Origin of the sequence: Luteitalea sp. (assembly GCF_022842525.1) — a bacterium.
Lineage (GTDB): Bacteria > Acidobacteriota > Vicinamibacteria > Vicinamibacterales > Vicinamibacteraceae > Luteitalea.
On record NZ_JALHPM010000056.1, the window covers coordinates 1 to 11,930 of the forward strand.

The 11,930-nt window shown below is 63.7% G+C and carries 7 protein-coding genes; 4 read left to right on the top strand and 3 right to left on the bottom strand.

Features of this window, described 5'->3' with window-relative positions:
• The 4 genes from Q0C41_RS13100 to Q0C41_RS13115 form a co-directional block, all read left to right on the top strand.
• On the top strand, positions 1 to 1,947 hold a 1,947-nt coding region (locus tag Q0C41_RS13100; protein ID WP_367079211.1), incomplete at its 5' end, for a BPTD_3080 family restriction endonuclease.
• Between the two features lies 1 nt (position 1,948).
• Entirely contained in the window at positions 1,949 to 4,735 is a 2,787-nt protein-coding gene (locus tag Q0C41_RS13105; protein WP_291984231.1) for a site-specific DNA-methyltransferase, read from the top strand.
• Positions 4,732 to 6,831, top strand: a complete 2,100-nt coding sequence (locus Q0C41_RS13110) for a 3'-5' exonuclease (protein WP_291984232.1) — start codon at positions 4,732 to 4,734, stop codon at positions 6,829 to 6,831. The genes Q0C41_RS13105 and Q0C41_RS13110 overlap by 4 nt, the downstream gene beginning before the upstream one ends.
• Positions 6,831 to 8,357: an RNA-directed DNA polymerase gene (locus Q0C41_RS13115; protein WP_291984233.1), complete on the top strand. Its 1,527-nt coding sequence runs from the start codon at positions 6,831 to 6,833 to the stop codon at positions 8,355 to 8,357. The genes Q0C41_RS13110 and Q0C41_RS13115 overlap by 1 nt, the downstream gene beginning before the upstream one ends.
• A 116-nt stretch (positions 8,358 to 8,473) precedes the next feature.
• Here Q0C41_RS13115 and Q0C41_RS13120 read toward each other — a convergent pair whose 3' ends face one another.
• From Q0C41_RS13120 to Q0C41_RS13130, 3 genes are read right to left on the bottom strand one after another with little or no spacing between them, the layout of a single operon-like run.
• Positions 8,474 to 9,412: an ATPase, T2SS/T4P/T4SS family gene (locus Q0C41_RS13120; RefSeq protein ID WP_291984234.1), complete on the bottom strand. Its 939-nt coding sequence runs from the start codon at positions 9,410 to 9,412 to the stop codon at positions 8,474 to 8,476.
• A complete protein-coding gene (locus Q0C41_RS13125; protein ID WP_291984235.1) occupies positions 9,409 to 11,397 on the bottom strand; it encodes a type IV secretion system DNA-binding domain-containing protein in 1,989 nt (662 codons plus the stop codon). The genes Q0C41_RS13120 and Q0C41_RS13125 overlap by 4 nt, the downstream gene beginning before the upstream one ends.
• 21 nt (positions 11,398 to 11,418) lie before the next feature.
• Complete coding sequence (locus Q0C41_RS13130) at positions 11,419 to 11,718, bottom strand: hypothetical protein (protein ID WP_291984236.1); 300 nt, start codon at positions 11,716 to 11,718, stop codon at positions 11,419 to 11,421.
• Positions 11,719 to 11,930: the final 212 nt, after the last annotated feature.

Consider the following 11,930-nt stretch of genomic DNA (forward strand, 5'->3'; position numbering starts at 1 on the left):
TCGGGCTACGCCGAGGGCACCCTGTTCCCGTGGACGATGAGCGATTTCTCGCTCATGGACGCGATCGAGTGCGGCATCGTCAAGCTGCCCCGCGTACCCGTCGCCGAGAACATCCCCGGCGACGAGATGCCGGTCTACCGCGACCTCTGGGAACACATCCGCAAGGACATGCCGAAGAAGGGCCGGGGCGCTGGTGGCGACCTCGACCCGCTGAAACTGCCGAACAAGTTGCAGACCGCGCTCGAGGCCCTGTACGGCCACTACAAGCGAACGTTTGAGCTGTGGCAGCAGCGCGGCATCTCGGTCCCGCCGTGTTTCATCGTGGTTTGCCAGAACACGGCGATCTCGAAGCTGGTGTACGACTACATCTCCGGCTTCTATCGTCAGAACGAGGATGGCACGTCAACCCTGGAACATGGCCGGCTGGCGCTCTTCCGTAACTTCGACGAGACGACTGGCAATCCGCTGGCGCGCCCGCACACGTTGTTGATCGATTCTGAGGAGCTGGAGTCCGGCGAAGCACTCGACGACAGGTTCCGCGCCATGGCGGCCGACGAGATCGAGCGATTCCGTCGCGAGATGGTGGAGCGCACCGGCGACGCTCGTGCGGCCGAAAGCATCACCGATCAGGAACTGCTCCGCGAGGTGATGAACACCGTCGGCAAGGCTGGTCAGCTTGGTGCCGGCATCCGGTGCGTCGTGTCGGTGTCCATGCTGACGGAGGGCTGGGACGCCAACAACGTGACGCACATTCTTGGCATCCGTGCCTTCGGGACGCAGCTGCTGTGCGAGCAGGTCATAGGCCGCGCGCTCCGCCGCCAGTCCTACGAACTGAACGAGGACGGCCTGTTCGATGCCGAGTACGCAGACATCTTTGGCGTGCCGTTCGACTTCACGGCCAAGCCCGTCGTGGCGCCTCCCACCCCGCCCAGGGAAACAGTGCAGGTGAGGGCCGTTCGACCGGAGCGGGACCACCTCGAGATCCGGTTCCCGCGCGTCGAGGGATACCGAGTCGAGCTTCCAACCGAGAGGCTGACTGCCACCTTCACACCGGATTCCGTGATGGAGCTGACGCCGGATCTCGTTGGCCCCACCCGGACGCGCAACCAGGGCATCATCGGCGAGGCCGCGGAGCTGACGGTTGAGCACCTCGAGGACGTCCGGCCATCGACGCTCCTGTTCCACCTCACGAAGCGCCTGCTCTACAAGGAATGGCGCGACCCTGGCGAGGAGCCCAAGCTCCATCTGTTCGGTCAATTGAAGCGGATCACGAAGCAGTGGCTCGACACCAGTCTTGTGTGCAAGGGCGGAACGTACCCCGCCCTTCTGCTCTACGAGGATCTTGCCGACGCTGCCTGCAACCGGATCACCGCCGGCATCACGATGGCACTCCAGGGACAACGGCCGATCAAGGCGCTGCTCGACCCGTACAATCCCGAGGGGTCGACGGCTCACGTTCGATTCCCGACGTCCAAGCCCGATCGCTGGGATACGAGTGGTCCGCCGCAGAAGAACCACGTGAACTGGGTGATCCTCGACAGCCAGTGGGAAGCGGAGCTCTGTCGCGTCGTCGAGGGGCACCCTCGGGTTGTGGCCTACACGAAGAACCACAACCTCGGGTTCGAGGTGCCCTACCGCTACGGTTCGGAAATCCGCCGCTATCGGCCGGACTTCATCGTGCTCGTTGACGACGGCCGCGGTCCCAACGACCTGCTCCGCCTCGTCATCGAGACCAAGGGCTATCGCCGCGAAGACGCGAAGGACAAGAAGTTGACGATGGAGACCTACTGGGTGCCTGGTGTGAACAACCTGGGGACATTCGGGCGATGGGCATTCGCCGAGCTTGCGGACGTGTACCAGATGGAGTCCGACTTCGAGGCCAAGGTCGCCGAGGAGTTCAATAGGGTGCTGGCCGATCGGGCACCCGCCGTCGAGAAGGTGGGCTGACGTGGCCAAGCGTCCGAAGTCCCTCAAGAACGTCGAGGCCCTCCGGCACACCGACGACAAGCGCGTCAACATTCCGACCGCCGAGCACCAGTCTGTGCTCGAGGCCGAGCACATCGCGCGCAAGGAAATACGGTATCCCCGAAACACGGATCTCGACCCGCAGCTCGTATGGCGTGGAAAAGACTATCAGGACTGGAGCGACCTCGTCGTCCAAGCGCCGCCGCTCTACATCCAGGAGAAGGTGCACCCAAAAGTACTGATCGACGACCTTCTTCGGATTTCGAAGGGGGCGAAGGGCGAGGAGTCAGGCGCGCAGATCGATCTCTTCGCCGACTTTAACGGTGTGCCAGACGGCGCTGAGAGAACTGATTTCTATCAGCACGACCAGAACTGGACCAACCGCATGATCCTCGGGGACTCCCTCCAGGTCATGGCCAGTCTGGCTGAGCGCGAGGGCCTTCGCGGCAAGGTGCAGTGCATTTACCTTGACCCGCCATATGGCATCAGGTTTAACAGCAATTTCCAGTGGTCTACGACCAGCCGTGATGTCAAGGACGGCAAGCATGACCACATAACCCGCGAACCGGAGCAGGTCAAAGCCTTTCGCGATACGTGGCGAGACGGCATACACAGCTACCTGACCTACCTTCGTGACCGGCTCACAGTCGCGCGTGACCTCCTCTCAGACTCTGGATCGATATTTGTCCAGATCGGCGACGAGAATGTGCATCGCGTGCGCGCCATGATGGATGAGGTATTCGGCGAGGACAACGCGGGTCCCACGATCGACTACAAGACGACCTCCGGCCTGTCGTCGGACTTCCTCGCGGGCTCTACAGATCACTTGCTGTGGTATTTCAGAAGCCGACCGAACGCCAAGTACCGCCGTCTGTTCAACAAGAAGAATCCCGGCGAGGAAGGAGCAACGCAGTTCACGTTTGTCCAAAGTCCAGATGCCGCTCTAGTTCGACCACGCATGAAAGACGAAGTTGTCCTGCAGGACGGATGGCGCCTTCTCGCCCACGCCGACTTGACTTCCACAGGGTTTGCGACGACGACCAAGTATGTGTTTAAGACCCAGGGGAAGGAATTCGCACTTCCCTCCGCAAGCTTAAGGTGGAAGACAACCGAAACCGGAATAAGGCGGCTTGACTACGCAAGCCGGGTGTTGCTCGTCGGAAGCACACCCAGATACCGACGGCTGCTGGATGACTTCCCGGTCTATCCGCTGGTTGACTTGTGGACGGACACCGGTATTTCAGGCTTTGCCGACAAGAAGATCTTCGTCGTTCAAACAAGTCCGACGATCGTGCAGCGTTGCGTGCTGATGACTACGGATCCTGGTGACCTTGTCCTGGATCCCACTTGTGGCTCAGGCACCACAGCCTTTGTTGCGGAACAGTGGGGGCGCCGCTGGATCACGATTGACACCTCGCGCGTGGCGCTGGCGCTGACCCGTGCCCGCGTCATGGGCGCGCGTTATTCCTTTTACCTGCTGGCCGACTCCCGCGACGGCCAGCTCAAGGAAGCTGAGGTCACGCGCACCGCGCCCAGTTCGCAGCCTGTCCACGGATACATCCGACACGGGTTCGTCTATGAGCGCGTGCCGCACATCACCCTCAGAGCCATCGCTAACAACGCGGAGATCGATGTCATCTGGGACCAGTGGCAGGCGACGCTGGAACCGTTGCGCGAGAGGTTAAACGCCACGCTCAAGAAGGCTTGGCAGGAGTGGGAGATTCCGCGAGAGGTCGATGCCCGGTGGCCGGACGCGGCGAAGCAGTTGCACGCCGACTGGTGGCAAGCCCGTATCGTTCGGCAGCAGGAGATCGACAAGTCCATCGCCGCCAAGGCCGAGTTTGAGTTCCTGTACGACAAGCCGTACGTGGACGCCAAGACGGTTCGCGTGGCGGGTCCATTCACCGTCGAAAGCCTCAGCCCTCACCGTACCCTCGGCGTGGACGAGAATGACGAGTTGATCGATCCACTACGGGTCAACGAGAGCGGGCCGCCGTACGGCCAGACGTTCGAGCAGATGATCCTCGACAACCTGAAGGCGGCTGGGGTGCAGCAGGCGCACAAGCAGGATCGCATCACGTTCACCTCTCTGACTCCGTGGCCGGGCGATATGGTCTGCGCCGAGGGCCGATTCCGCGAAGGTGACGCCGAGAAACGCGCGGCCATCTTCATCGGTCCCGAGTTCGGCACCGTCTCCCGGCCCGATCTCGTGGCCTCCGCCCGAGAGGCTGGTGACGCCGGATTTGACGTTCTCATTGCCTGCGCCTTTAACTACGAGGCCCACGCGAGCGAGTTCACCAAGCTCGGGCGCATCCCTGTCCTCAAGGCACGGATGAACGCCGACCTCCACATGGGCGGCGACCTGAAGGCTACCGGCAAGGGGAATCTGTTCGTCGTGTTCGGCGAACCGGACATCGACGTGCTACACGTGGACGACGGCTCGCTCCGCGTACATGTCAAGGGCGTGGACGTCTTCGACCCGACCACCGGCGAGGTGCGCAGCGACGGTGCCGAGGGTATCGCCTGCTGGTTCATCGACACGGACTACAACGAAGAGAGCTTCTTCGTCCGCCACGCCTACTTCCTGGGCCAGAACGACCCGTACGGTGCCCTGAAGACGACTCTCAAGGCCGAGATCGATGCGGACGTCTGGGCGACGCTCAACAGCGACATTTCGCGGCCATTCCCGATGCCTAAGAGCGGCCGGATCGCGGTGAAGGTCATCAATCACCTCGGCGACGAGGTGATGAAAGTGTTCCGCGTCGAATGAGCACGTTCCTCATCGCGGACACCTTCACCGACAGCCTAGCGCGGCTGACAGGTGATGAGCAGAAGGCCGTCAAGACGACAGCGTTCGATCTGCAGATGGACGCGTCGGCCCCTGGCTTGAGTTTTCACAGGCTGGACAAGGCCAGGGACAAGCGTTTCTGGTCCGTCCGGGTGAGCGCCGACATTCGGCTCATCGTGCATCGCACCGACCGCAGTCTGCTTCTGTGCTACGTGGATCACCACGACCGCGCATACGCGTGGGCGGAGCGCAGAAAGCTCGAGACTCATCCCAGTACGGGGGCGGCGCAGATCATTGAGCTGCGGGAGTCGGTACGCGAGATCGTAGTCCCGGCGTACGTGCCCGCCGTGACATCACCGAAGCCAGCGGCACGGCCGCTCGCCGGAACGTCCGACCGCCAACTCCTGGAATTCGGCGTGCCATCAGAATGGCTCGACGATGTCCGACAGGCGGACGAAGACGGGCTGCTCGCGCTCGCCCAGCACCTTCCCGCCGAAGCCGCCGAAGCGATTCTGGAACTCGCAACCGGGGGTGCGCCTCGGCCGCTGAAACCGGAGGCGCCGCCTTCTGGCGTGCCGGCCGATCCCTTCACCCATCCGGATGCCCAGCGGCGCTTCCGCGTGGTGACGAGCGTCGCCGAACTGGAGCAGGCGCTCGATGCCCCCTGGGACAAGTGGGCCGTATTCCTGCATCCCGAGCAGCGCCAACTGGTGACGCGGGACTACACCGGCCCGGCCCGCGTATCAGGGTCAGCGGGTACCGGAAAGACGGTCGTCGCGATCCACAGGGCTGTGCATATGGCCCGGAGCCGTCCTGACGCCCGAATCCTTCTCGCGACGTTCTCCGACCCGCTGGCGCACGCACTCCGCGCCAACGTGAAGCGATTGATCGGTGCTGAACCGCGCGTGGCGGAGAGGCTCGAGGTCTTCGCGATGCGCGCTTTGGGCCTCCGGCTGCACCAAGCACAGCTCGGGCCGGTGCGCCTGGCATCTAGTGCGGATATCGAGACGCTGCTCCAGGAAGCGGCGTCGACGACTGAGGGTCACAGGTTCTCCGCGTCGTTCCTGCGGGACGAATGGGAGCACGTGGTCGACGCCTGGCAGCTAGAAAGCTGGGAGGACTATCGGGACGTTCAGCGCCTCGGTCGTCGCACTCGCCTCCCTGAATCAGGCCGCACGATCTTGTGGAAGGTCTTTGAGAGAGTCCGGGCGGGATTGAAGTCGCGCGGCCTGCTCACCGAGTCCGCGATGTTCCAAGGCCTCGCGGACGCCCAGGTCGGGCGCATCACGCCCGCATACGATGCATCGGTCATCGACGAAGCGCAGGACGTCAGCATCGCGCAGCTCCGGTTCCTTGCGGCACTGGGCGCCGGCCGCCCGAACGGCCTGTTCTTCTCCGGGGACACAGGCCAGCGGATCTTCCAGCAGCCATTCTCTTGGAAGGCCCTCGGCGTGGACATCCGCGGGCGGTCGAAGTCCCTCCGCGTCAACTACCGGACATCGCACCAGATCCGAGAACAGGCCGATCGCCTTCTCGGCTCGGAGATCGCTGACGTCGATGGCAATCGAGAAGATCGCCGGCACACCCTGTCAGTCTTCAACGGCCCGCCGCCCGACATCCGAACATTCGCGACGGAGACCCTGGAGCGAGCCGGTGTCGGGGAGTGGCTGCGGTCGCTGGTTGACGGTGGCCTGAAGCCGCACGAACTCGCCGTCTTCGTTCGGTCTTCGGAGCAGTCAGCCCGCGCCACCGCCGCCGTGACGGCGGCCGGGCTCTCGCCGCGCCTCCTGGATGATCGCGTCGACGTCCGGCAAGGCGAGACGAGCGTCGCCACGATGCACCTAGCGAAGGGGCTCGAGTTCCGCGCCGTAGCCGTCATGGCGTGCGACGACGAAGTCGTTCCCCTGCAATCGCGTATCGAGAGCGTCGGCGACGACGGCGACCTTCAGGAGGTGTACGACACTGAGCGACACCTGCTCTACGTGGCCTGCACCAGGGCCCGCGACAGGCTGTTCATCAGCGGCGTCGAGCCAACCTCAGAGTTCCTCGGCGACCTCAGACCAACCGGGGCGATCTGATGCCTACTAGACCGGGCCGTCACTTCCGCCAAACCGCCGCGCTTGCCAGGAAGCTCAAACCGCGCGAGGTCTACGACTGGCTACAGACGGTCGGGTACTACCCTGAGTCGTACGTCCTGCCTCCGTGCTTCGCGGTCACGAAGCATCGGGCATTCGGCACTCCTCTGGTCCCCCATACCAAGAAGGGCTACTCGGTTCCGGTGAGGGAGCTGCTGCCCATCCAGTTCCCGAAGAGTGACTGGACCGACCGCACGTTCGGAGTCGTCAACCCAGACGTTCATACCGACATCGCGATTCTGGTCGCGAGGAACTGGAAGGCCATCGTCAAGACTCTGTTCCCGACGGACACCTGCGTCCTGTCGTACAGCTTCCCGATTCCCGTTGATCGGCGAGCGCCCGGGACGGTAGGGCCGCTTCGAGCGGGGCGCATGATCTACGAGTGGATCGAGATGGCAGAGCGCGACCTCGCGGCCGAAGCGTTTCGTTACCGCTGCCTGTTCACGGCCGATGTCAAGAACTGCTATCCGTCGATCTACACACACAGCATTTCTTGGGCCCTCCACGGAAAGCGAACGGCTCGAAAGCGACGCTATGACTTCAACCTGGTAGGCAACCGACTCGACAAACTCTTTCAGAACGCGAATGACGGCTGCACGAATGGAATCCCAATTGGCCCAGCCGTTTCAGATCTGGTGGCCGAGCTGGTCTTGGCCGGTGTCGACAGTCTCTTCTCCAAGGCATTGAGGAAGGACGGACTGGCGTCCCGCGTATTGGTGGTCAGGTTCAAGGACGACTACAGACTGCTCACAAAGAGGTCAGAGGATGGGAGAACGGCACTCAAGCTCTTGCAGGCGTCGCTTCGGGCGTTCAGGCTCGAACTGAACGAAGACAAGACCGAACCGCGAGTGCTGCCTGATGGACTGTTTCGGCCCTGGGTGTCCCAGTACCACGCCGCGAATCCCCATCCCAAGGGGCGCTATACGTACCGCACGTTTCGAGAGGTCTACTTGTCCGTCGTCACGATCGACCGCGCGAATCCCGGAACCGGCGTGATCGATCGCTTCCTTGCCGATCTGGTCGACAAGAAGCGGGCGCTCCGGTTGGCTTTGAAGCCTCGGGAGATCGATCAGGCGTTGAGCCTCCTGCTAATGCTCCCGACACTTCGCGCCAAGGTGATGCCGAAAGTCCTGGCCATTGTGGAGGCGCTCCTGAGGTCTCGCCCGACGGTGGCGACCAAGAGAACGATAGGCACACATATAGGCGAGTGGTACCAGGAGTTGATGGATAGGGAGTCAGACAACGTCTACCAGCTCGCTTGGCTGGGCTACTTCATGACATCGAACCGCTTGGGCGAGTTCCTGCCGAAAGACAAGCCCAAGGATCCGATCGCCAGAGCGACGCGGACGAGCCGCTTCTCAGCCCTCGGCTCGGTCTTTCATCACACGCACTTCCGTGGGGTCATGGCTGCCGCCAAGGCGGGAACAATGCTCCATCACCTTGACATCTTCGACCGGACCCCTAGTTGAGCGGTCGTGTGGCTCGTCTGGTCTGCCCCGACGACATTTCTAGTCACGAGCTCTCGACCGACGTCACAACTCGACGTTCCCGTGTAGGCTCCAGGCACGACCATCACCTTGCCTCATCACGGCCTGTCCGAGTCATCGGTGGACTGAACTTCAACCACGGATCGACGACCGCCTCGCCGCTCGACATGCGCAACGAGATCAATTGCCGAGGCGACCGCCGGCCTGATCGCCTCCAGCGGAAGGCCGGAGTTCGCCACGAGCACACAATGCGCCAGACGTATCAACGCTTGCGTTGCTGAGTTTGCGTGGATCGTCGAAAGGCTCCCTCGGTGGCCCGTGTTTAGTGCCTGTAGCAGGTCAAACGCTTCGCCACCTCGGACTTCGCCTAGGATGACTCGATCGGGGCGATGGCGGAGAGTCGCGCGCAGCAGCTCGGCTATTGCGACAGCTGGAGTAGGCGCCTCCTGTCCGAGCGGTGCTACCGCGCGGCGCGCCTCGAAGCGCACAACGTTCGGGAGCTCGAGCCGAATCTCGGACGTCTCTTCGATGAGCACGACCCTGTCCTCAGGCTGAATGGTGGCCGCGATCGCATTGAGCAGCGTCGTCTTCCCGGTCCCAGTGCCTCCGGAAATCAAGATGTTGCGCCCATCAAGGACGCCCTTCTGAAGAACGCCGGCCTGCTCTTGGGAAAGCATGCCACCCGTCACTAGGTCGGCGAGCGTGTAGCGCCGACCGAACTTCCGCACCGTGAGCGTCGGTCCATCTACCGAGCAGGGCGGGAACATTGCGGCCACGCGGGAGCCGTCCTCGAGCCGCGCGTCGAGGATGGGCTGAAGCACGGAGATCTCGTCACCGCAGGCCCGGGCGATGTTCTTGATTGCGACCGTCAGGTTGCGTGGTTCCAGGACGCGATCGGTGACAGCCTGAAGACGCCCCGCACGTTCCACGAACACATGCCGTCCCCCGGCGTTTACCATGACCTCCGTGATGTCGGGGTCCGCCAGTAGGTCTTCGATTGGCCGAAGGAAGGGCAGGATGCGGTCAAGACTGCTCATAGCTGGCCTCGGGCGAGATGGTCGAAGTAGCTGACCTGGGGATCGAGGTAGTGGGGTTTCAGGTAGCAGTACTGCGGTGGCAACGGATTAACGCCGTCATAGGGCAAGGCGACAGCCTGCGCGTTCTGCAGCTCGGTGAATACGCGCGGGGCAAAGGTGTAGTCGTTGTGTGGCGCATAACTCTTGCTGGCGCTGAGCGACTGCTTTCCCGCCGTCGCCCGGCCCGTCAGCAGCGAGATGTGCGAATCGCGGCCGGACTCCGAAATGCTGTAGTGCGCTTTCAAGCGGTCGCGCTTTCCACAGAGTTCGGCGGCGGTCCGGGCCGTGAACTCGTCGCTGGTCGCCAGGAAGACCTTCGTCCGGAAGCACTGCAGTAGCGTCCGCCAGCTCTCGTCCCCAGGCAGGGCGGAGCGCAGGGAGCTGATGCTCTGTGTGGCCACGATCGGCATCAGGCGCGCCTGACGCGAGAGCGCGAACGTGCGCTCGTCTCCGGTCGGGTCCGTCTCCCCCACCGTGGCGAACGCGTGGTACTCGTCGCAGACGAACAGGATGTCGCGCCACGAGCGCTTGGGGTGCGCCGCGATCTGGGGGATGCGCTGCAGAATTGCCCGCTGGAAGTCGAGCTTCAGCATCACGCCCAGGATGCGGGCCAGTCCTGGGTTCATGCCCACGGGGAAGTTCAGGGCCAAGACGTGGCCAGATTCCAGCAAGGTCGGCAGCGCCGGCAACGGTCGCGGGTCACCGGGCTTGGGCTCCTCCGTGTAGGCCGAGCGCGGCGGGCAGAAGGTGCGATGCACCGCGGGGTTGTCGTCGAACAGCGACAGGAACACGACGACGCCTTCGACGATGGACGAACGGAGACGACCGTCGAGCTTCATCCACCCGTGGCGGTACCAGCGCTCGACGGCCTCCAACTGCTGCTTCCGGGCGGTCCAGGCTGTGCCTTGGGCGGGCTGCACGACGTAGTGCACGCCGCGTGCATCCAAGTGGGCTTCGAGTTCGGCTTCGTAAGGATGCGCCACATGCGCCTCGTCTTCGACGTGCCAGTGCTTCCACGGTGTGAGCGTTGGCAGGGCCTTGAAGTCGGCCTCGCGCATCCGAAGCACCGTGGGCGGCGCGTCGAGCGCCCCCTTGAGCTTCAGGATGTCCTCGTCGATCAGCCGGTCTTCAAGCACGTAGCGGTAGACCTGCGAGAACGTCGTGTAGCCCACCGTGATCCGCTGCAGCAGGATCACGAACTTGAGCAGGTCCGTATACGCCATCTGCCAGAACGGCTCCTTGGACTTGCCGAAGAGATTGTTGAGCAGCGTGGCGATGGCGTAGGCCACGGCGTAGGGGTCGAGGTCGTTCTGGAGCGGGTTGTAGCAGATACCCGAATCGAGGCCGATCTCCACGTAGTCGTCGGCGCGACCCGCGCGCTGCAGCATGCCCCGCACCTGGCCGCAGAAGTCGCCCTTCACCTCGAGCACGAGCCCGGCGATCTTGCGCTCCTGGTCCTGGCTCTGCCACCTGAGGAGCTGATCGACGTAGGGATACATGCACGCGGAGGTCTTGCCGGTGCCCACGGCGCCGAGCACCATGATGCCGGTGTACAGGCCCCGCTGGGGAATCGTGAGCCACTGCGGGTCGGCCGCCCGGCCGGGCAGCATCTGGTGATGGATCTCCCCCAGGACAAGCGACGGTTTAGCCCTTGTCTCTGGTGACGGATACGGTGGCAAGGGTCGGTACTGCGCCTGCGGCGTGCGCCGGACCAGGACGATGGCCGCGAGGGACGCGAGGAACGACGCCGCGAGGAACGGCGTTGTGAACCACAGCGTGGCGTAGCCGTAGCGGAGACCGATGGCCACGCGCGGGGCCTGCGCGTGGACCAACACCAGGAACGGGTTGGTGTCCGCGAAGGGCCACTCCGCCAGCCCCCACAGGCCCACCCCGGCGGCCACAGCGAGGGTCAGGAGTTGTCGCGCGTCGACGAGTAGGCGGAGCATCGCGGTGGTCTCGTCCTGTCGCTATGCGTGCACCGCCGCCGGAGCCGTCTCGGGGCGGCCCGCCAGACGCGCCACGGTCGCCCGCGCGGGTCGACGGCGGCGGCTCGTGGCAGGCAGGCACGACTCCGGATGGGTGGCCCGCCACCGCAGGAACTCTTTGTCGCGCGCGAGCACGGTGTCGATCACCTGATTGAGGACGTACTCGGTCGACTCGCCGAGGAAGCGCGCGTACGCGTGCAGGGTTTCGGTGTTCTCCGCAAAGAGGCGCGTCCGGTATTTCACGAGTTGCTTTCCGCGAGTGCGAGCTTTGATCACAGGCATGGTCCGTCTCCTTTGTCATCGCGGGACCGGCACTTGGTCCCGTCCAGCGGGGGTGTGAGCGACCCCGGGGTCGCGGGCGACGGCGAGTCGCGCGCGCAGGGCGGGGGTCGCTCACACCCCCGATTCACTTCCTGGTCTGGCTGGTCCTCACTGATGGTGCTCACGCTGTAAGGTGCGCATGCCATTGAACGTGTTGACGCCCAACGACATAC

What these genes read in the sequence shown, in the direction of transcription:
- Q0C41_RS13115 (WP_291984233.1), top strand. Translation starts at nt 6,831, where the DNA reads ATGCCTACTAGACCGGGCCGTCACTTCCGCCAAACCGCCGCGCTTGCC.
- Q0C41_RS13120 (WP_291984234.1), bottom strand. Translation starts at nt 9,412, where the DNA reads ATGAGCAGTCTTGACCGCATCCTGCCCTTCCTTCGGCCAATCGAAGAC.
- Q0C41_RS13110 (WP_291984232.1), top strand. Translation starts at nt 4,732, where the DNA reads ATGAGCACGTTCCTCATCGCGGACACCTTCACCGACAGCCTAGCGCGG.
- Q0C41_RS13125 (WP_291984235.1), bottom strand. Translation starts at nt 11,397, where the DNA reads ATGCTCCGCCTACTCGTCGACGCGCGACAACTCCTGACCCTCGCTGTG.
- Q0C41_RS13130 (WP_291984236.1), bottom strand. Translation starts at nt 11,718, where the DNA reads ATGCCTGTGATCAAAGCTCGCACTCGCGGAAAGCAACTCGTGAAATAC.